Consider the following 20,461-nt stretch of genomic DNA (forward strand, 5'->3'; position numbering starts at 1 on the left):
CTTCAGCTCAAGGAAAAATTTCTGCATGTTTCAATGGATCATTAACACTAGCTTGCGGCAACGCCTGATCGTTTTGGCAGCGTCCTTATTATTGGTCGTCTATGGCCTGATGAGCGTGCGCCAGATGCCGGTTGATGTGTTTCCGGATTTGAATAAACCCACCGTGACCTTGATGACAGAAGCTGGTGGCATGGCTCCCGAAGAAGTGGAGCAGCTAGTTAGTTTTCCTATTGAATCCGCGATGAACGGCATGTCGGGTGTGACTCGGGTACGTTCAGTATCGGGCATAGGTTTATCAATCGTATATGTAGAATTCGATTGGGGTACCGATATTTATCGCAATCGCCAGCAAATCGCGGAGCGCCTAAGTTTGGTGCGTGAGCAATTGCCAGCAGGTGTCACACCGCAGATGGGACCGATTTCCTCGATCATGGGCGAGATTTTGTTGATCGCTTTGCCTATTAGCTCGGTGGATAGCGGCACAAGTACGCAAACGCAAAGCGCCTCCATGCAAGCCCGTGAATACGCTGACTGGGTCATGCGTCCGCGTTTGCTCAACATTCCTGGTGTGGCGCAAGTGACACCTATCGGTGGTGAAGTGCGTCAATATCGGGTCGAGATTAAGCCTTCGCAATTACAGGCCTTAGCGATAGAACGCGAAAAAGTAGAAGCTGCGTTGAAAGATTTTGGTGCGAATACCAGCGGTGGATTTTTGGAAGCGAATGGCCGTGAGTATTTAATTCGTCAGATCGGGCGTACCAGTCGCATCGAAGATATACAAAACATCGTGGTCGCGATGAAGCAAAATCAAGCGATACTTTTGAAGCAGGTTGCGGATGTTAAATTAGCGCCTGCTTTTAAACGGGGAGACGGCGGCTATCAGGGTAAGCCCGCTGTCATCTTATCGGTGCAAAAACAGCCCACAGCAGATAGCGTCAAACTCACGCGTGAAGTTGAGCGCGCGATGGCTGAGCTGAGTAAGAATTTGCCTGCAGGTGTCGCACAGCCGCAGTTCTTATTCCGCCAAGCTGATTTCATTGAAAACTCTTTGGACAATGTCAGCGACGCTTTACGTGATGGCGCCATCATGGTGGCCATATTGTTGTTTCTGTTTTTGCTTAATGTGCGTACCACGATTATTTCTTTGGTGGCGATACCTCTGTCTTTGCTGGCGACGGTGTTGGTGTTCCGTTACCTGGGTTTGTCGATTAATACCATGACCCTGGGCGGTCTGGCGATCGCGATTGGTGAGCTGGTTGATGATGCGGTAGTCGATGTGGAAAATGTATTGCGGCGTTTAAAAGAAAACAGCGGCTTGGCACAACCGCTACCGGTCTTACAAGTGATCGCCAATGCCTCTGGCGAAGTACGTAGCGGCATCGTGTATGCGACCATGATAGTCGTCCTAGTGTTCGTGCCCTTGTTTGCTTTGCCTGGGATAGAGGGCAGTTTATTCACGCCTTTGGGTATCGCTTATGTGGTGTCGATATTGGCAAGTATGGCGGTGGCGATGACGGTGACACCAGTCTTATGCTATTTCTTGTTACCGAAAATGAAGCAATTGGGACATGGCGATAGCCCTTTGGTCAAACGATTGAAGCAATGTGATACGCATTTGCTAAATTGGTCGTTTCAACATGCGCGTAGTTTATTGGGAGGCGCGCTAGTCGCGGTTGTGATCGCAGCATTGGCGGTACCGTTCTTCCCACGAGCCTTTTTGCCAGCATTTAATGAAGGTACTTTGACGGTGAATTTGGTGCTTAATCCGGGCACTTCCTTAGAGGAATCTAATCGACTCGGTAGTTTGGCTGAGCAATTGATAGGCAGCGTACCCGAGGTAACTCAGGTTGGACGCCGCACGGGGCGTGCCGAGTTGGATGAACATGCTGAAGGTGTGCATTACACCGAAATGGATGTCGATCTCAAGAAGTCTCAACGTAGTCGTGAAGCGATCATTCAAGACCTACGTCAACGCTTATCGATCTTGCCCGCCGCCAGTAATGTAGGTCAACCGATTTCACATCGACTCGATCATTTGTTGTCCGGTGTGCGCGCCCAAATTGCGCTGAAAGTGTATGGCGAAGATTTGGATAACTTACGCAATATCGCTAGTGATTTGCGAGAACGGTTGATGAAAATTCCTGGCGTGACCGATTTGCAAATTGAGAAACAAGTCTTGATTCCGCAGATAAAAATTCATATCGATTATGAACAGGCAACGCGTTACGGTATTGCACCCGGCGTTTTGCTACGCTCTTTGCAACAGATGATAGAGGGGGAACGGATTACCCAAGTCATAGAAGGCAATCGCCGTTTTGATTTGTTATTGCGACTACCAGAAAAAGGGCGCGATATGCAGGCCCTGCAGCAAGTCTTGATAGAAACGCCGCGTGGCCATATTCCGCTGTCGCAGTTGGCGTGGATAGAAGAGAGCGATGGCCCGAATCAAATTAGTCGAGAGAATTCCCGTCGACGTATTGTCTTGTCCGCGAATACGGATGGACGAGATATGCGCAAGGTAATACAAGATATTCGGGATGAACTGGCAGCTAAAAAATTACCGGTGGGTTATTCGACTGCTTTGGAGGGGCAATTTCAGGCACAAGAAAAAGCGGCTAATTTGATCGCGCTGTTGTCACTGGTTTCTTTGGCGTTGATGTTTCTGGTACTGTATAGCCGCTATCGTTCTATCGCTTTGACCATGATCATTATGGGTAATATTCCTTTGGCGCTGGTGGGTAGCGTGCTGGCTTTGTGGATTTCGAACCAGACGCTGTCGGTGGCTGCCTTGGTCGGGTTTATTACACTAGCGGGTATCTCGACACGCAATGGTATTTTGAAAATCAGTCACTATATAAATCTGTGTATTTTTGAAGGTGAGCGATTCGGTAAAGCGATGATTATCCGTGGCTCATTAGAACGTTTGACCCCTGTCTTAATGACGGCATTAGTGGCGGCGTTTGCGTTGTTGCCTTTGTTAATTTCGGCTGATGCGCCTGGCAAAGAAATATTGCATCCGGTGGCAGTCGTGATTTTTGGTGGTCTGATTAGTTCTACTTTATTAGACACGATTTTGACGCCCTTGATGTTTTGGCTATGGGGTGAAAAGCCTCTGCAAAAATTATTGGCGGCGCACCAGGAGATACAAAATGATCAGCAGGCCGAAGGTCAAAAGCAGGAAAGTTTTTAGATCGTACTGATAAAAATGAGTGACTAAACTTTATGAAAGGGAATACCATGAAAGTCGCAAAAATAGTATCCAATATCTTATGTGTGGCAGCCTTGAGTGTAGGCGCGATGACGACAGTGTACGCGCACGACAACGCCTATTTTGACTCGATCAAATCAGCGAATGGCGGTCAAACACGTATGGCAGGCGTGTATCATTTCGAACTTGTACTGGTCAAAGATAGTAAAGAAGCCAAGGAGAATTCGATCACAGTCTTTGTAACCGATCACGCCAGTAAAGCTCTGGCCACCGCCGGCGGTACGGCGAGCTTGACGATAGTCCAAGGCAAGAATAAATCGACCGTGACTCTGCAGCCGAGTGGGACGAATCAATTTACCGGCAAGGCAGTCTATGCATCAAATGCGAATTTCAAAGGCGCATTAACTGTAACCATGGCAGGCAAGCCAGCTGAACAGGCGCGTTTCACACCGTTTGCGCCTGTGAAAGCTGCCCCAGTAAAGAAAGATGCAGGGCATGAGCATCATCATTGAAATTTTGTTTGAACAGAGTCGGCTATGAGAAAAATAATCAGGGAGAATTTTTTGGAAAGAATAATTAAAACAAGTCTTATTGCGGTGACAGCGCTTATCACCATGGGTGCCGCGTTTTCAGCCCACGCGAGTGTGGTGGCGCTTAAATGGAATGAGCAGGGCGAGTTTCGCCATCAAACTCAGATCAAAGCCGGTGGCATACTAGAAGTCTGCGGCAAGTTGCCGAAAAAATTGCGTATTGATTGGGATTTTAAAAGTGACCAGGCCTTAGAATCGAATATCCATTTTCATCTGGGTAAGAAGGTAGAATTGCCAGTGAAATTGGGCGCTAAGTCGGAATGGAAAGATAGATTTGAAACCAAATTTGCACAAGACTATTGTTGGATGTGGAGTAATCGTAGTGATCAAGTTGCTGAGATCACTTTGAGTTTGAGTAAGCTTGATGGTAGAGATGATAAAGCGCTGAAGTAAAATCAATAAAGGACGTCATCGTTCATCCGTCAATTTTTACCTGACACGGATGAATCAAAAAGCACAAAAAAGAAGGCAAGATTTGTTACACTCAAGTCTTGCCTTCTTTGTTTTTGCCTTGGAAAGTTTGATTATGTCGGTTTCTGCTTTGAGTCACCGTATTCGATCTAGATCATACACATTGATCCTGCTATGCAGCGCAACGCTGTGGTTTTGTTTGCCAGCAAAAGCAGATAAAGCAATTAAAAGGACGGAAACCCAGAGCCAAACAAGCTACCCCCATGCCAAGGAAAGCATAGGCAATGTGCGGCAAATCTATGATGGTGTTTTAAGCCCGGAATTAGCGGTCAACACTTTTCGTAATATAGACCGACTATTCCCCAGCGCCTTAGTGCGTAGGTCTAAGCAGCCATATACACTGCCACTTGATGCCAAGCCCTTGACGCAATTTAGTTTTATAGATCGTGGTCGCCGTATCGAGTTGGAACAATACCTGGAATTAAATCGTGTTGCAGGATTATTGATATTAAAAGATGGCAAGATCAAGCTGGAAAAATACCGTTACGGAAATACACCACAAACACGATGGATGTCGATGTCGATCGCTAAATCGATTACTTCCAGCCTAGTCGGTGCCGCTTTGCAGCAGAAAAAAATTGCGAGTTTGAACGATGCTGTTAGTCGTTATGTATCCGAGTTAAAAGGCAGTGCTTATCAAACAGTCAGTCTGCGCGATGTCTTAATGATGGCGTCGGGTGTCGTATGGAATGAGACCTATTCGGATCCAAATTCGGATCGTCGTCATTTGTTGGAGGCGCAGATATCGCAAGTGCCGGGGGCGACTATGCAAGTGATGAAAAAGCTTTCGTCCGCCTATCCGCCCAATACCTTCATGAACTACAACACGGGAGAAACTCAGGTCGTTGCGCAAGTCTTAAGGAACGCCATAGGACAGTCATTAGCGAGCTATTTGTCGGAGCGCATTTGGGACAAATTTGGCATGGAAGCTGACGCTTATTGGTGGTTGGATTCGGCAAAGGGCGTAGAAATTGGTGGTAGCGGTTTTAGCGCTACTCTGCGTGATTATGGACGTTTCGGCTTGTTTATCTTAAACGGCGGGCGGGCTGGAACAGAGCAGATTTTACCTACAGGCTGGACTTACGAGGCAACGACGCCCAAGCAATTGGCGAGTGGCCAGTTGATACCTTACGGTTATTTGTGGTGGCCGGGTACCAGTCCCGAAGCCTTAGCCGATGGCGCTTACTCCGCTATAGGGATTCATGGGCAATATTTGTATATCAATCCGCGTCAGAATATCGTCATCGTCGTGTGGGGCGCACAGACCAAACCCACGGGCGCAGCAGTGATTAATGATCGTGCGTTTTTTGATGCAGTGAGTCGTGAACTGGGGAAGCATCGTTAAGACTTAACGCGCTGCTATTTTTTCTTCTAGTGTTTTTAAAAGATCACGTGCATAAATTTTTTGATCTTCGGGCGCATCCTTAATCACATCTTCCAGTAGCAGGCATGCACCTTCACTATCGCTCATGTCGATGTAGGCGAGCGCTAATTTCAGACGGACTTCGTAGGCTGGTATTGAAGGAGGCTCTTCTAATTGCGTCGTTTGGAGCGCTGTATTCGGCGCTATTTGTGTTTGTATTTGTGCTTGTATTTGTGCTTGTATTTGTGCTTCTGTCTGCCCCATTTGCTGCGCGCCAGATGTTTGTTCTGGCACCAGTACATCTTCTTTCACATCTTCAGTAATATCTTCAATCGGCTCTTCTTGCAGGTCTTCAAATAAATTGGTAAGGGCGGATTCAACTGGTTCAGGTAAAGGGCTCATTTTTGCCGTTTCAGTTACTACTTTTGTGCTTGGCGTGACACTTGTTGCTGCTGTGTTCACCGTGACGGGATTTGGTATCGCCGGGCTTGATGCCATTGATTTGTTTACTATCGCAGTGTTTACTTCTGAAGTCGCAGCGAGATAGTGGGACGTACTTAAATCCGTTTTTGTAGTTGCTGCCATTTCAGTTGAAGCAAACAGAAAGCCTGCCACAGGGAGCTTTTTCAGTGCTTCCAATTGACGAGGGCGATGCGGCTCGCGTGCTAGTTTCATCAAATTTTCTAGATTTTCATAGAGCGTGATGTCGAATCCCTGGCGTCCATTGATGCGAGAATTTGCCAGTAAGCGCTCTAAATAAATGGCGACATTATCGCTATGCCAGAGCTCCAGGATTTTATTAAGTACATGCGGATAATCAGCGATTTGCTTTTGACCATCGTGGTGATGGTCGCTCCACGATGGCACATTAATATTGAAGAGTTTTTTGATTTCTCTACGTATCGATTCAAAATTAGTTTGGTCATTTTCTTGACGATACCCCCTGATCATTGACAACCAAGGCAGGGGCGATGTTGGGCGGTTTTTTGTCGATTCTAAATAGCGGTCATGGGCTGATGATCCGGGCGTGTAGACGTTGAGCCAGGCATCGACAAAGTTCTTTACCTGGGACATTTCTTGCTCAGTATTTGGATTTAAATGGTTTTTTGTAATGGTGTGTTCTTGTAAGGACTCAGGATCTTGGTCCAATCCGTTGGAATGAAAAGAGGAGACCACACTATTGTGTGCCAGTTGGCGGGTATCGATTAATGAGAGTAGCGAATCTTGAAAATGTCGTAAGCCCGTACTGAGTTCCGATAGACCATTATTAAAGGCGGCTTTCGCATGCAAACGCCAAAATGAAAACAAAGAAACCACCATGAAAATACTCATCAATCCGACCAGGCATTGTGTCCAAAACACTTTTTGCGCATCGCTTTCTAATAGGGATTTTTTTTCTTGATTGATACGACTATTTTCTGCCAGTAGTGCGTTGACCTCTTGGTGTAAATTAGAGCGCAAATTGGGATGAGTGTTTTCTTGAGAATCACCAGAGCTGGGTGCCCTAGCCGTTTTTACTTCAGCCGTATTTGTGCTGATGACTTGCGCAGCATAAGCGCCATTGTTGAGACTAGTGATAAAACAGAATGAGAAAATAAACGCGTGGGACAATCTGAGAATTTGTCTTGTGTAAGAGCGCAATTGGGTCATAGTGATCCATGAGTCGTGAGAAAGATAGCCGCATCAGTAGGATTCAATCTAAGACCACTTAAACGGCGTGCCCAATACGCTATTTAGAAAGCGCTAGATTAATACTGTTGAGAGAGGATTTTAAAAGAGAAAAAAATTATCATGATTGGTACAGTAACAATTGTTTGTATAAATCAAACACAATTTGGGTAGTATTCTCAGAAAATTGTGGCACCTTGGAAAGAAGAATGCCGCAAGGAACTAAAATCAAGAATTCAATGAGATTTATTAGAAATTAAAAAAGGAAATATTCGTGATATATCAAGGTGCTTGCCATTGCGACGCAGTGCAGTTCGAGGTGGAAGCGGGTGATGCTGTTGAGGTAGAAGATTGCAATTGTTCGATCTGCCGCATGACGGGATTTTTGCATTTAATCGTGCCGTTAAAGGCATTTCGCTTATTGGCTGGTGCAGAGAGTTTAACTAGCTATCGTTTTAATACGGGCGTGGCCGAGCACCAATTTTGTAAGATCTGTGGCATCAAACCGTTTTATGTACCGCGTTCAAATCCAGATGGCATGGATGTGAATTTACGTTGCTTAAAAACGCAACCCAAAGAGGTCAAGGTCGTAAAATTTGATGGACAGAATTGGGAGCAACATGGACCTGCTTTAGCGTTCAAAAGTAGTTATGTGCCAGATGAAGTTAGAGGACACGGATAATGTCAGGTAAAAGTCTAAATGCTCGGATATCTGCTTATAAAGATGCTTTCGCGAGCGGAGAGATACAAAAAACCTACCAAATTTTGGTCGGTATTGTTCAAAGTCTTAGAACCGATTTTTCCAAAACGTATATAGGTGAGTACTCAGTAGCAAACGTGCTGCATGGCTATATAGATTTCACTTATTTTTATCTACAAAATGACTACCTCAAAAAGCACAAACTTAAGCTAGCTATCGTACTTAATCACCATCAAGCACACTTTGAGCTTTGGCTGCTTGGACAAACAAAGGACGTTCAGATTGCTTACTGGGAAAAATTGAAAGGTGCGAAGTGGGTAAACGAAAATGCAATGCCAGAATGGTCAATTTTTGAAGTAGTAATGCTTGCCAAGCCTGATTTTGACGATCCTGAGAAGCTATCGGAATCTATACACAGTTTATTTAGAGTTCTGTCAAAGGATATTTTTGACACACTCAAGGCATATGAGTAGTGACACATAACAAGTTGCTTAATTTTGTTCCGGCCACAAACAGCGTGGCCTCCACGGGACCGCCTACGCTACGGTGCGGAAGCCCATAAGCGATGCGTTAGCAAAATAGTCCAACTAAGGCCTAAGCAAAGCCGCTCGTGTTGCATGCGCATGCTTTTCCCAGGCTCGGCTTTTCCAGCGACGGTACATCAGGATACCGCGCACCCATTCATCAATCGCAAAAGCACACCAGACACCGACCAAACCCCAGCCAAAATAAATACCAAATAACCAGGCAAGACTGACTGCAATGCCCCACATAGAAAAGATGCCGACGTAAAGCGGAAAGTAGGCATCGCCAGTGGCTCGCAGCGAGTTAATGACAACTAAATTGAAAGTGCGCCCTGGCTCTAATAGAAGCGAGACGCGCAGCAAAATAGCGCCGCTGGCGATGATCGCAGGATTGCTACTGAACAGGCCAAACAAATTTGAAGCAAACACGACGACAATGGCTGTCGTCACGACAGTAACGGCAATGCCTACACGCAAGCTACGCAATAATTGGCGGTAAGCCAGCTCGATTTCACCTGCACCGATAAAATGTCCTATCATGATCTCGGTGCCTATCCCTATCGCGATACTCAGCATCATCATGATCATCGATAACTGCATCGCATAGGTGAAGGTCGCCATACTGGTTTCACCCATTTGCGCAATGAAATAAGTGATCACCATAAAGCTAGTCCACCAGCTAAGATTCTCTCCCGCGGAAGGAATGCCTATATGCAAAATCTTCTTGATAATATCGCGGGAAAACTGCCAGAATGCCTTGCACGGTACACGTAAATGTAAGCGCCGTTTAAGTAAGAAAACGAACATCAGACAAGCTAGTGCACGACTAATCACGGTTGAGAGCGCAGCACCGACCACGCCCAACGCTGGGAAGCCAAGGTAACCAAAAATCAGGACAAAATTTAATCCTATATTCAAGATATTCATACCTAGCGCGACACCCATCGCATCACGTGTATGTCCATGTGCACGCAAGACCGAACCGAAAATAATATTCAGGGCTTCAAGAAATAGAGTGCCGCCCATCAGTGCTAAGAATGGCTGTGCATACGGAAGTAGTGCCGGCGGTAACTGCAATAGTCCCAACATCTGATTGGAAAAGGCAAAGGTCAATGCACTGATGATTGCACCCAGCCAAAAATTCACGCCAACCGCGGTCGTTGCTACCCGTTCTGCCCCAGCCTTATCTTGTGCTCCCAAATAATGGGTGATCACGACGCTGCAGCCCAAACCGACGAACGAAAACAGCACAATAAAAAACACCACAATTTGATTTGCTACTGAAACACCAGCGGCCGCTGCATCACCCAAATGACTGATCATGAAGATATCAATCATACCTGGCAAAATATGTGATAACTGTTCAATAAAAATGGGCCAGGTGACCGCGAACAGGCCGAGCTTTTGTAGCTTGTTGGAATTCATAGTCGGGGAGCTAGGATTTGAAATGGGCTGAAGCAAATTGGCATTATAGCGGGAACCTTCAAAGTCCTTTGGCCGTCATAGATCGAGGTCTGGAACAAAAAGCAGCTTGAAGGCAACACTCGCATAGGAAAGCCAGAAGCAAACGGGTATGATCAAACGCATTTTTAGGACTTATGCAAAATTGCGCTGGCTAGGCGCGCAGCCGAAGACAGTGCAATTGGACGGCGAGGCGAACACAACAACGCTAGCGTCTGTTTTGCGTAAGTCCTAATTTTGTAACTTATCGCAAGCTCAATCACATCGGAAAATCAAATGAAGAAAATTCTTCCCGCATTGTTAAACACATGGATAGGCACCTCGGCAGTCAGTTTATTAGTAGCGACTTCTTTCGCAGCAAATTCATTTGCGCAAGCGGGTGTTAGCAGCATCTTATTAAAACCCGACCGCGTATTTGATGGACAGCAAATGCACACTGATTGGGTCGTGCTGGTGCAGAATAATAGAATCGTCGAAGCGGGTGCTATGCGTTTTAAGTTGGCCGCCGATACCAAAGTGATTGAGCTCAAAGGCATGACACTGATGCCCGGTATGATAGAAGGTCATTCCCATTTGCTACTGCACCCCTACAACGAAGTCAGTTGGGATGATCAGGTCTTAAAAGAAAGCCGTGCCGAGCGAGTTATCCGTGCGGCGAATCACGCCAGGGCAACTTTAGCAGCGGGCTTCACCACCGTGCGCGACTTAGGCACGGAAGGCGCAGAATACGACGATGTGGGATTAAAGAAAGCAATAGAGAAGGGCGTGATTCCAGGGCCACGCATGATCATCGCTACCAAAGCGCTGGTTGCCAAAGGCGCTTATGGCCCTAAAAGCGTCAACCCTGATTTTGATTTGCCACAGGGTGCCGCAGAAGTATCAGGTGTAGAACAAATAGCGCACGAAGTACGCACACAAATCGGTAAAGGTGCCGACGTCATCAAAGTCTACGCCGATTATCGGGCGGGCAGAGATGGTGAAGCCGCTCCGATTTTTTCTACTGAAGAGATGGCGTTGATGGCAGCAATTGCAAAAAGTGGCAACCGTCAATTGGTCGCACATGCTTCAACGCCGGAAGGGATGCTGCGAGCGATCAATGCAGGCGTCTCTACCATGGAACACGGCCATAGTGCTACAGAAGAGGTATTTAAACGCATGAAAGAAAAAGGCGTAGCCTTGTGTCCAACCTTGGCGGCCGGCGACGCGATAGAACAGTATCGTGGCTGGAAAAAAGGAGTCGACCCCGAGCCTGCGCGCATACTCGCTAAACGCCAGAATTTTGCCTTGGCGTTGAAATCAGGCGTCAGCATTTGCATGGGGGGCGACGTCGGCGTCTACGCGCACGGGGATAACGCCCGTGAAATGGAATTAATGGTCGACTATGGTATGAGCGCACTTGACGTCTTGCGCTCGGCAACCTCGCTCAATGCGAAAGCCTTTGGCTATGCGGAGAAAATCGGTAGTATTAAAAAGGGTTTGTTGGCTGATATGGTTGCAGTGGAAGGTGATCCTTCGGTCGATATTAAAGCAGTGCGTAAGGTGAAGTTGGTGATGAAAGACGGTAAGATCTCTAAAACTGAAAATTGATTTGGAATGGAATAAAAAAAATGACGAGATGGTTATATGCTGTGACGACGGTGCTTATTTCTTTGTTTGGTGCTCTACCAAATGATCTATACGCCCAATCTAGAGATGGGAATTCGATTAAGGAAGACACACCAGCACTCGGTACCAGCCTAAAGAAAAAACTTGCAACATCAACGATATCTATGGATAAGAAGTATTTTGAGTTGAGCGAAGAAGAAAAAGCGTTTATCCGTAGCGTCTACGACAATATGCCTGAGCAGGACGAGCCGCCATATCCCTTAAATGGTACGCGTGAAATTCATAGAAAAATGTCGCAAGCTCAACAATTTGTCGGCGCGAAAGGTGTTTTGACGATGACAGTCGACGTCTCCAGTACTGGTGATGCTGAATCTGTTTCGATTTATGAGTCGCCAGATCCTGATATTACTCGAGTTGCTTCCTTAGTTTTGATGGAAACAAAATATAAACCGGCCGTTTGCGGAGGTAAATTATGCAAGATGCAGTATTTTTTTTAGGTGCAGTTCTCTAGAACTTTATAAGGGACATCGTCCTTTCAAATTAGCGATATTCGATCAATAAAAATAAAGGTTTGTCCATGCGAATGAAAAAAAATCAGATCGTGGTGCTGTTCATGCAATATTGTGTAGCGAGCACAATGTCGGTGTTAATCTTGATGCCAAATGTTGATGCGGCTGAGCGAGTTGATCGGCCGACTAATACCATCACGCAAGCAGCTGCTTATGGCGAGTTATTAAAAATCTTTGCAGAGTGGCGCTCTTTTGAACGTCCCGCGTTGAGAGAAGGTGCTCCGGACTATAGCAAATCAACACGTATGCTGTCGTGGCCTAAGTTTAAGCAACTACAAGGGCGCCTGTTGGCCTTAAAAAGTATGACTTGGACAATTGAGCAAAAGGTCGACTTCCAAATCGTACAAGCTGAAATGAACGGCTACGATTTTAATCAACGTATTTTGCAACCGTGGGTGCGCGATCCGGCCTTTTATCAAAGCATCTATACTGAAGCCAGCGACACTCCCGCACGTGAAGGTCCGACTAATCACGCCACCATCGAGGTTTGGAAATATCGTTTTCCTTTATCTGCAGAAGATCAGATCAAGTTTGCGAGAGAGCTGGCAGTCATTCCACCCTTGCTAAAGCAGGCCAAAAGCAATCTGACCGGCAATGCACGCGATTTGTGGATTGCGGGCATCAATACCTTTGAGCTACAAGCGGATGAATTAAAAAGCCTAGAAAAAGATTTAGCGAGCTACGCCCATCCTAGTTTAAAGCAAGCACTAACCGCCGCTCAAAGTGCAAACGCCGAATTCATCAAATGGTTGAGTGCGCAGGCGCCGACCAAAACTGGCCCTTCTGGCATAGGCAAAGAGAATTACACCTGGTATCAACAAAATGTGCATCTGGTACCACTGACCTGGCAACAAGAAGTGGACCTATTACAGCGTGAATTGGACCGCGCTTGGGCGAACCTAAAACTGGAAGAACAACGCAATAAAGATTTGCCACCCATGCGCGCAGCCAGTACCGAAGCCGAATACAAAGCAATGGCAGATCGTGCCGCCAGCAAACTCATGCGTTTTCTGAGCGCTAAACAAGTGATGCCGATCAAAGCTAATATGGAACCAGCCTTGCGTGAGCATCTGCAATCTTTTGTGCCAGAGGATAAACGTAATTTCTTCAGCATCACACTGCACTATGATCCGGCCGCTTTGTACTGCCATTGGTATCACTGGTTCGATCTGGCGCAAATGCGCGACGAACCACATACCAGCTTGATACGACGTGGACCATTGTTATACAACATCTGGGACAACCGTAACGAAGGCGTGGCAACTGGGGTAGAAGAAATGTTTATGCATATGGGTTTGCACGACGATAGTCCGCGTTCACGTGAATTAGTGTGGATACTATTAGCACAGCGTGCCGCACGCGGCCTTGGCTCGCTGTATGCCCATGCAAACCTAAAAAATATGGAAGAAGCCAGTCGCCTTCATCTCGACTGGACACCGCGAAACTGGATGCGACGCGAACCGCATCTCCTTAAATTTGAGCAACACCTATACTTGCGTCAACCCGGTTATGGCAGCAGTTATGTCGTTGGTAAATATTTGCTTGAGCGTTTGATGGCACAAAGGGCTAAGCAGTTAGAGCTGGAAAATAAGCCCTTTGTGATGCAGGATTTTTTCAAGGCATTTAATGATTACGGCAGTATTCCAGTCATGTTGACTAGTCAGCAAATGTTGAATCAGAAATGAGTTGTGGAGTTTAGGTTTTGCAAGTGATAATCGGAAAGCAAAAAACCTCGTCAAATTATTTCATTTGACGAGGTTTTTTCTTTCCTAACGTACCGCAAATTTTGTACGGAATAATGCAGACTTCGGATGCTCAGGCAATAAAGTGACAAACTTTCTAAGCTCGTCTTTTGCCCGCTCTGGGTTACCCGTTTTTAAATAGGCTTCCGCCAGATTTTGATGAATCTCACCAAAACCGCTGGCGAGGGTTTGAGCTTTCTCTAAGCTGGTGATGGCCTTGCGATAGTCTTGTTGACTCATCGCGTGCATACCCAAACCTATCCAATAGTGTGGGTTTTTTTCGTTACTCGCTTGTATCGCTTTCTTAAACGCCTCTGCTTCTTCGTAACGGTGTTGGGACAGCAACAGGCTTTGTAGACTGCGCATTACGACAGCATCGTCATCGTTTAAAACCAAGGCCTGTCGTAACACGGTTTCGGCTCGATTTTGATCTCCAGTGAGCAGATAAAGTTGGGCCAGATTGCTGTAGGCTGGCGCGTTGTCAGGCGATGCCATGATGGCAGCTTGATAGTAGGCGTAGGCTTTCTTTTGATCTTTTTTTGCGAAATATTCTGCGCCAAGATTATTATAAAAACGCGATACGATCTGGTTTTCGTTTAAGACTCTACCCTTATTCAAGACCATAGTTTGCGGCTCAAAATCAATGATTAAGTAGCCGCGATTATCGCTCTCACGATCAAACCAAAAATCTTTGTGCAGAATAACTGCATTCACATGTGCATTGAGATATTCAATATTGCCACGTCGATCGAATTGAACCGGAATATCCACGTCTTGCATGACAATAGGTAAATTCAATGTCCGTCCAATCGCGTAGGCCAAAACGGTCAATGAGATGCAATTGCCGCGCTTGTCCGCCCATGTTTTAGTCGCGGTGGTAGTTTCATTGGTGTTGTACACAAAGGGTGAGTTTTCCTTTGTGTAGACCAAATCTAAAAAATATTTGATACGTGCGTGAGTTGACAGATTTTGTATGTCGGCTTTGAGTAGCTCTTGTTTGAGTTCACTATTGAGTTCAAAAATTTCTTCTCTACTTATCACTCGAACCGCTTTTTCATCTTTGAAAAACGGATCATTCCAGGGAATGGTATTCGTTGCGACGACGGCTTTTTGTGTACTGCAAGCGCTTAGTAAAGTAAGAGCGAGCAGGCATATAAAATAGCGCATAAGGTCTCCAGTGTTTTATGGATTGTTTTGATAGTAGTTTTTCTTGTCAACTTTACGCTGATTTTATCGATTATGTATAACTTTAGTCAGAAAATTTTGCTGTATGAATTGAGTTTTCTGTATATTGTCCACATCCAAAAGATACCGGTTGTTTAAAAAAATTAAGGTTTCTGGCAAAGGCTAGAAATTGTAAGAAATTTTCTTTATTTATCCATGAGAGAAATAGATATGGCAAACCAAGAAGTCAAAAGCGATCTAGAAATTGCACAAAGCGCAAAGCTGAAACACATCAACGACATCGCCAAAGTATTGGGCATCGATGTCGACGATCTCGAACACTATGGGAAATACAAGGCAAAATTACCTCTACACCTGATCGACCCTGAAAAAATCAAGAAGAATAAATTGATCTTGGTTACCGCGATCACGCCTACGCCACCGGGCGAAGGTAAAACCACCACTTCTATCGGTCTCACTGAAGGCCTCAATCGCATCGGTAAGAAGACCACCGTTGTGCTGCGTGAACCTTCCCTTGGTCCCGTATTTGGCATCAAAGGTGGTGCGGCCGGTGGCGGCTATTCGCAAGTCGTACCGATGGAAGATATTAATTTACATTTCACAGGCGATTTTTCTGCGATAGAGAAAGCAAATAACTTGTTGGCAGCTTTGATCGACAATAATATCTATTTCCAAAAAGAGAGCTTGGGCATCGATCCACGCACGGTGAAATGGAAGCGCGTGATGGATATGAATGATCGTTCTTTGCGCAGCATCATCACGGGTTTAGGCGGTCGTCCGGGTGGCAATCCACGTGAAGCGGGTTTCAATATCACGGCGGCTTCTGAGATTATGGCGATTCTTTGTCTCGCGGAATCCTTCCAAGATTTGAAAACCAAGCTTGGCAATATTTATGTAGGCGACACTTACGATAACAAACCAATTTACTGCCGTGATCTGAAAGCGCAAGGCGCAATGGCGGCTCTGCTGAAAGATGCGATTAAACCGAATCTGGTGCAGACTTTGGAAGGTAATCCAGCCATTATTCACGGTGGCCCGTTCGCGAATATCGCGCAAGGTACGAACTCGGTATTAGCGACTAAACTTGGTTTGTCCTTATCGGATTATGTCGTTACCGAAGCGGGCTTCGGAGCCGATCTAGGCGCAGAAAAATTCCTCGATATCAAATGTGGCTATTCAGGTTTGAGTCCGTCCGCAGTGGTGATTGTGGCGACGGTACGTGCGCTCAAATACCACGGTGGACAAGATCCAAAAACTTTGACAACACCTGACTTGGATGCGCTCAAAGCAGGTTTTGCTAACCTTGAAAAGCACTTAGAAAACATCGCTCAATTTGGCTTGCCAGCGGTGGTGTCTATCAACCGCTTCAGCAGCGATAGCGATGAAGAATTAGCCTTCTTAAAGTCACGCTGCAAAGACTTAGGTGCACGCGTCGCCTTATCCGAAGGATGGGCATTAGGCGGCGAAGGCACCACGCAACTCGCCCGTGCAGTGGTCGAAACGGTAGAAAATTTCAACGGTCGCTATACCCCGATCTACGATTGGAATAGCGACATCAAAACCAAAGTCGAAACCGTCGCCAAAAAAATCTACGGCGCAGGTTCTGTCGTATTCCAAGCCAAAGCTTTAGCCGACATCAAACACATCGAGGGTTTGGGCTTAGGTCATCTTCCAATCTGCATCGCTAAGACGCAAAAGTCTTTTTCGGATAATGAGGCTTTGATCGGCCGACCATCTGGTTTTGAACTCACCGTGCGCGAGTTTGAAATTGCAGCAGGGGCGGGGTTCTTAGTGCCAATCACTGGTGCAATCATGCGCCTGCCAGGTTTACCTGCGGTGCCTGCGGCTTTGCATATTGATATTGATGATAATGGCGTGATTAGTGGGCTGTCTTAATCAGAAAGAATCTGTGCGGTTAAATCTCGCGCTAGGTATCGTTATTCCCGCGAACGCGCACTGCTGTCCGGAATAATATTTGCGATATTCGGGAAACGCTGATGGTGCTTCAGTTGCGCGATAAGCTTGTTTGAATGGACTCGAAAAAGAAGGATAGGTGGTGGGCGTAAATATTTCCTCTCCCGCGAGCGGGAGAGGGCTAGGGTGAGGGTGGTTCAGCGACAGCAAAGTGTTTGAATGGCAAAAAAGGGTAGAAATTTAAATATTTGTACGTCGAAAAATGCATCCGAATCTGAACGCCCGTCAAAGCATGCTTTGACACCGCTACCCTTCTCCTGCTTGCGGGAGAAGGGAGCGACAAAATAAAACTGTCAAGAAAATTATCCCGGACAACAGTGCGCGAATGCGGGAATCCAGTGGCGTAAAAGCACAAAGCCACTGGATTCCTGTTTCGACTGGGATAAGGCCGTGAGGGTTTTAATCTAAGCGAAACGCAATTTCTACGGCGCTCCATTTGAGTTATTGCGATGTCAGTCAAATTACCTATTTAAATCGTTACATAAATCGTTACATTTGTAATTTAAAATGAGATGTTTTCATGTATGATAGCCACAACTATCAATGATTAAATAATCGTTACATGACTATCTCCACAAAAGTTCTTGAGATTCTACGTACTTGGCAGAGACAGCAGGCGGGTGAATTGTTGGGGCGCCTTGGTGTGAGCCGCCCGTCCTTGATGCGCGCAATGACTGAACTACAAGGCCAAGTCGTATCGCGCGGGCGGGCGCGTAGGACTGCGTATGCAGCGCGGCGGCCGATTCGTGGCAATCTAAAACCATTACCGTTTTATCGCGTTGATGAGCGAGGCCAAGTGCATGAGAGCGGAATACTTGAGCCTACTTACCCAGCTGGTTGTGCTGTAACGTTCGCCGAAGAATTTCCTTGGCCCTTAGATGATGAAATGCGTGATGGTTGGTTTCGTGGCCTGCCTTATGCTTTTGGTGACATGCGACCACAAGGCTATCTGGGACGCAATTTTGCGCATCAGTTTGCAGCCTTAATGCAGGTCGATGAGGCGCTAACAAGATGGAGCGAGGATGATGTGTTGCATGTGCTAAGTGTGCTTGGCTCAGATCAGCCGGGTAATTACATCATTGGAGAACAGGCATTGCGTCGTTTTTTGAATGGTCAGCAACAAGCTGCACATTTTTTACGCGATGAGGAAATTGCGACTGCGTATCCAACTTATGCCTTGCAGGCACTCAATTTTGGTATCGCCGATTCTTCGGCGGCAGGCGAGTTTCCTAAATTTACCGCACGTCGCTGGCGCGATGTGCCAACCCACGTTATCGTCAAATTTTCTGGTGCAGACGATACCCCGCAAGAGCGCCGTTGGGCTGATTTATTGATCTGTGAGCACTTAGCACTAAGCACTATCGCCGATACGCTGCAAGTGGAAGCAGCGAGCAGTCGTATCTACCAATTTGCTGGGCGCACATTCTATGAGGTAGATCGTTTTGATCGACATGGTGAATTCGGTCGCTCTGGGGTTTGCAGTTGGCACGAATTAAATACCGCATTATTTGGCGGAACCGGCAATTGGTCAGACGGTGCAAATGCGCTTTTACAAGCGAATTACATTTCAGAAGAAACCGCACAACAAATAAAACTGTTGACGTATTTCGGTCGCATGATAGGCAACACAGATATGCACGACGGCAATCTCGCCTTCTTACCCGATATGCGCTTGGCGCCTGCCTATGACATGCTACCGATGATGTATGCACCGCAGCGCGGGGTGGAGCTGGTTGAACGGCAATTGAAGTTCGCTTTACCTTTACCGAAGGAGCGTGATACTTGGTTGTGTGCGGCGAATGCAGCTGTTGTGTTTTGGCGTCGTGTTGAGGTTGATGAGCGGGTTAGTTCGGAGTTTCGGCGGCTTGCTGGGGTGAATGCTGAATTGTTGGGTCGTTTGGTGCTTGGGCAGGGCGGTTGAATGAAGCAATCCAAAGTCTTGGCGGATATTAAACATATAGAAGGCTTGGGATTAGGCCATCTGCCGATCTGCATCGCGAAAACACAAAAATCTTTCTCGGATAATGGTGCATTATTCGGCAGACCAAGCGGATTTGAACTCCTAGTGCGTGAATTTGACGTCGGGGCTGGGGCGGGGTTCTTAGTCTCGGTTGCGGGAGCAATTATGCGCTAGCCGGGTTTGTCTGCGGTACCTGCTGCTTTGCATATTGATATTGATGATAATGGGGTGATTAGTGGTTTGTCTTGACGATTCACCAAAATTTTGGCTTTGAACCTTCGTGACTGACAATTAAAACTGTGGTCATGTTTTTTGAAGCAAGTGTGCACGTGACGACGTATCAAATTGTGACATTGACCTTCTATCAAAAATGATTGGCTCTTCGATTTTGATAAACTCAAATAATTTGATCGTAAGATAGTTCTATATTTCGGTAGAATTTAAAGCCGCAGAGATTATTTTCTAGTTGCGACATATTCTCCTTTCACATAGCGATACTTTATGTGACTAACACGTTTTGGTTTCAAATCCTCGTCCAGTTCTGTTCCCTCAAGCTTAACGAGTAAATCTGGAAATTTAGTTCGAGGATTTCTAACCACTTCAATTTGACCACGGTAGCTGTAACATGGAAACGCGCCGTCTATGATTTCGGCTCCGGCCATTTTGGCCGTATCATTACAGTTATTTGAATTGTCTGCGTTTGTGCCTATATAGCCGAGCATTTTCCACATATTCTCAGAAAAAGCATAAAGTGCCTTTCCCGACTCTCTTTGACCATGTTGTTGAAACTCGTATTCAATGAGAAGGGTAATGTTATTTGTGTTTAGACGTAAGACGTTAAATTTTTTCGGTGTTTCAACATCACCCCATGTGCCTGCTTTTCCAAGTTTTTCTTGGGACGCTACTTTGTCCCATGTTTTGCCATGTTTTTTGTAAGTAACAACACCGATTTCAGGCGCGCATGCATGGCATCTGGGGATGTTTTCTGCTGATATTTCGTCACCGAGCAGTGTGAAAGTCTTCAAAAAGATAGCATAGAAAAACTCGCCGTTTATCTCATATGGATGGGCAAACCATAATTGAGTCAATTCTCTCGATTTTGTTTTTACTTTTCCTGTTTTTTTACTGACGCCCAATAAATCACTAATGGCTTGCTCAGGTACTGGAAGAGTGGGTTCTACTTTAGGTGAATTATAGTTCGTTTTTTCGTGACGATCTGTAATACGATTCCAATTGAAATTGGGAAACGCGCTCAATTTAATGGCGGCAAGAATGACGATGACAGGTGTTATTACATATAAGATTTTTCGCATTCGTGTTTTCCAAAGGGGTTTATTTTTTTGGTTATTTAGATGAAAAAAACAATCGCGAGTTCAATTTTGAAGTGCAAGCGTATTTTTGAAGAATACCTGATTGGGTGTCAGGTATCCTAGTCTTTTTC

Annotated in this window: 17 protein-coding genes; 13 read left to right on the top strand and 4 right to left on the bottom strand. The window is 46.0% G+C overall.

What is annotated here, in order from left to right:
* The first annotated feature begins 25 nt into the window (after positions 1-25).
* The 4 genes from AC1RR2_RS13565 to AC1RR2_RS13580 all read left to right on the top strand — a co-directional run bounded on the left by AC1RR2_RS13565 (position 26) and on the right by AC1RR2_RS13580 (position 5,614).
* Positions 26-3,190, top strand: coding sequence for an efflux RND transporter permease subunit (locus tag AC1RR2_RS13565; protein WP_493222789.1), 3,165 nt, complete (start codon positions 26-28; stop codon positions 3,188-3,190).
* Positions 3,191-3,237: 47 nt separating this feature from the next.
* Positions 3,238-3,720, top strand: a complete 483-nt coding sequence (locus AC1RR2_RS13570) for a flagellar basal body L-ring protein FlgH (protein WP_493222790.1) — start codon at positions 3,238-3,240, stop codon at positions 3,718-3,720.
* Positions 3,721-3,771: 51 nt separating this feature from the next.
* Positions 3,772-4,191 carry a hypothetical protein gene (locus AC1RR2_RS13575; protein ID WP_493222791.1) on the top strand — a complete coding sequence of 140 codons (420 nt, stop codon included), beginning with the start codon at positions 3,772-3,774 and terminating at the stop codon, positions 4,189-4,191.
* 304 nt (positions 4,192-4,495) lie between these two features.
* Positions 4,496-5,614 carry a serine hydrolase domain-containing protein gene (locus AC1RR2_RS13580; protein ID WP_493222792.1) on the top strand — a complete coding sequence of 373 codons (1,119 nt, stop codon included), beginning with the start codon at positions 4,496-4,498 and terminating at the stop codon, positions 5,612-5,614.
* Between the two features lie 3 nt (positions 5,615-5,617).
* Here AC1RR2_RS13580 and AC1RR2_RS13585 read toward each other — a convergent pair whose 3' ends face one another.
* Positions 5,618-7,282 (bottom strand): FimV C-terminal domain-containing protein, encoded by a 1,665-nt coding sequence (locus AC1RR2_RS13585; protein ID WP_493222793.1) that lies wholly within the window; start codon positions 7,280-7,282, stop codon positions 5,618-5,620.
* Positions 7,283-7,574: 292 nt separating this feature from the next.
* On the opposite strand from AC1RR2_RS13585, the gene AC1RR2_RS13590 reads away from it, so the two are divergent.
* Positions 7,575-7,982: a GFA family protein gene (locus AC1RR2_RS13590; protein ID WP_493222794.1), complete on the top strand. Its 408-nt coding sequence runs from the start codon at positions 7,575-7,577 to the stop codon at positions 7,980-7,982.
* Positions 7,982-8,473, top strand: a complete 492-nt coding sequence (locus tag AC1RR2_RS13595; RefSeq protein WP_493222795.1) for a DUF7000 family protein — start codon at positions 7,982-7,984, stop codon at positions 8,471-8,473. Before AC1RR2_RS13590 ends, AC1RR2_RS13595 begins: the two co-directional genes overlap by 1 nt.
* A gap of 114 nt (positions 8,474-8,587) precedes the next feature.
* Here the strand turns inward: AC1RR2_RS13595 and AC1RR2_RS13600 are convergent, their stop codons facing one another.
* Complete coding sequence (locus AC1RR2_RS13600; RefSeq protein WP_493222796.1) at positions 8,588-9,949, bottom strand: MATE family efflux transporter; 1,362 nt, start codon at positions 9,947-9,949, stop codon at positions 8,588-8,590.
* Positions 9,950-10,097: 148 nt separating this feature from the next.
* On the opposite strand from AC1RR2_RS13600, the gene AC1RR2_RS13605 reads away from it, so the two are divergent.
* The 4 genes from AC1RR2_RS13605 to AC1RR2_RS13620 all read left to right on the top strand — a co-directional run bounded on the left by AC1RR2_RS13605 (position 10,098) and on the right by AC1RR2_RS13620 (position 13,844).
* Complete coding sequence (locus AC1RR2_RS13605; protein ID WP_493222797.1) at positions 10,098-10,220, top strand: hypothetical protein; 123 nt, start codon at positions 10,098-10,100, stop codon at positions 10,218-10,220.
* Positions 10,221-10,261: 41 nt separating this feature from the next.
* The gene (locus tag AC1RR2_RS13610) at positions 10,262-11,572 is read left to right on the top strand and encodes a metal-dependent hydrolase family protein (protein WP_493222798.1); all 1,311 of its coding nucleotides are present in this window, start codon (positions 10,262-10,264) and stop codon (positions 11,570-11,572) included.
* 20 nt (positions 11,573-11,592) lie between these two features.
* Positions 11,593-12,087 (top strand): hypothetical protein, encoded by a 495-nt coding sequence (locus AC1RR2_RS13615; RefSeq protein WP_493222799.1) that lies wholly within the window; start codon positions 11,593-11,595, stop codon positions 12,085-12,087.
* Positions 12,088-12,167: 80 nt separating this feature from the next.
* Positions 12,168-13,844 (top strand): hypothetical protein, encoded by a 1,677-nt coding sequence (locus tag AC1RR2_RS13620; protein WP_493222800.1) that lies wholly within the window; start codon positions 12,168-12,170, stop codon positions 13,842-13,844.
* An 84-nt stretch (positions 13,845-13,928) separates the two neighbouring features.
* Here AC1RR2_RS13620 and AC1RR2_RS13625 read toward each other — a convergent pair whose 3' ends face one another.
* Positions 13,929-15,068 carry a tetratricopeptide repeat protein gene (locus AC1RR2_RS13625; protein ID WP_493222801.1) on the bottom strand — a complete coding sequence of 380 codons (1,140 nt, stop codon included), beginning with the start codon at positions 15,066-15,068 and terminating at the stop codon, positions 13,929-13,931.
* 228 nt (positions 15,069-15,296) lie between these two features.
* Here AC1RR2_RS13625 and AC1RR2_RS13630 point away from each other — a divergent pair, with 228 nt between their 5' ends.
* From AC1RR2_RS13630 to AC1RR2_RS13640, 3 genes are all read left to right on the top strand, one after another.
* Positions 15,297-16,982: a formate--tetrahydrofolate ligase gene (locus tag AC1RR2_RS13630; protein WP_493222802.1), complete on the top strand. Its 1,686-nt coding sequence runs from the start codon at positions 15,297-15,299 to the stop codon at positions 16,980-16,982.
* A 640-nt stretch (positions 16,983-17,622) separates the two neighbouring features.
* Positions 17,623-18,981: a type II toxin-antitoxin system HipA family toxin YjjJ gene (gene yjjJ, locus AC1RR2_RS13635; protein WP_493222803.1), complete on the top strand. Its 1,359-nt coding sequence runs from the start codon at positions 17,623-17,625 to the stop codon at positions 18,979-18,981.
* Entirely contained in the window at positions 18,982-19,194 is a 213-nt protein-coding gene (locus AC1RR2_RS13640; RefSeq protein WP_493222804.1) for a formate--tetrahydrofolate ligase, read from the top strand.
* Between the two features lie 281 nt (positions 19,195-19,475).
* Here the strand turns inward: AC1RR2_RS13640 and AC1RR2_RS13645 are convergent, their stop codons facing one another.
* The gene (locus AC1RR2_RS13645; RefSeq protein ID WP_493222805.1) at positions 19,476-20,333 is read right to left on the bottom strand and encodes a hypothetical protein; all 858 of its coding nucleotides are present in this window, start codon (positions 20,331-20,333) and stop codon (positions 19,476-19,478) included.
* Positions 20,334-20,461: the final 128 nt, after the last annotated feature.

It is taken from the genome of Undibacterium sp. GW821-FHT11H02, assembly GCF_058808015.1.

Coding starts and splice junctions, on each gene's coding strand:
- AC1RR2_RS13610 (WP_493222798.1), top strand. CDS start 10,262: ATGAAGAAAATTCTTCCCGCATTGTTAAACACATGGATAGGCACCTCG.
- AC1RR2_RS13645 (WP_493222805.1), bottom strand. CDS start 20,333: ATGCGAAAAATCTTATATGTAATAACACCTGTCATCGTCATTCTTGCC.
- AC1RR2_RS13605 (WP_493222797.1), top strand. CDS start 10,098: ATGATCAAACGCATTTTTAGGACTTATGCAAAATTGCGCTGGCTAGGC.
- AC1RR2_RS13625 (WP_493222801.1), bottom strand. CDS start 15,068: ATGCGCTATTTTATATGCCTGCTCGCTCTTACTTTACTAAGCGCTTGC.
- AC1RR2_RS13620 (WP_493222800.1), top strand. CDS start 12,168: ATGCGAATGAAAAAAAATCAGATCGTGGTGCTGTTCATGCAATATTGT.
- AC1RR2_RS13630 (WP_493222802.1), top strand. CDS start 15,297: ATGGCAAACCAAGAAGTCAAAAGCGATCTAGAAATTGCACAAAGCGCA.
- AC1RR2_RS13595 (WP_493222795.1), top strand. CDS start 7,982: ATGTCAGGTAAAAGTCTAAATGCTCGGATATCTGCTTATAAAGATGCT.
- AC1RR2_RS13600 (WP_493222796.1), bottom strand. CDS start 9,949: ATGAATTCCAACAAGCTACAAAAGCTCGGCCTGTTCGCGGTCACCTGG.
- yjjJ (WP_493222803.1), top strand. CDS start 17,623: ATGACTATCTCCACAAAAGTTCTTGAGATTCTACGTACTTGGCAGAGA.
- AC1RR2_RS13640 (WP_493222804.1), top strand. CDS start 18,982: ATGAAGCAATCCAAAGTCTTGGCGGATATTAAACATATAGAAGGCTTG.
- AC1RR2_RS13570 (WP_493222790.1), top strand. CDS start 3,238: ATGAAAGTCGCAAAAATAGTATCCAATATCTTATGTGTGGCAGCCTTG.
- AC1RR2_RS13585 (WP_493222793.1), bottom strand. CDS start 7,282: ATGACCCAATTGCGCTCTTACACAAGACAAATTCTCAGATTGTCCCAC.
- AC1RR2_RS13565 (WP_493222789.1), top strand. CDS start 26: ATGTTTCAATGGATCATTAACACTAGCTTGCGGCAACGCCTGATCGTT.
- AC1RR2_RS13615 (WP_493222799.1), top strand. CDS start 11,593: ATGACGAGATGGTTATATGCTGTGACGACGGTGCTTATTTCTTTGTTT.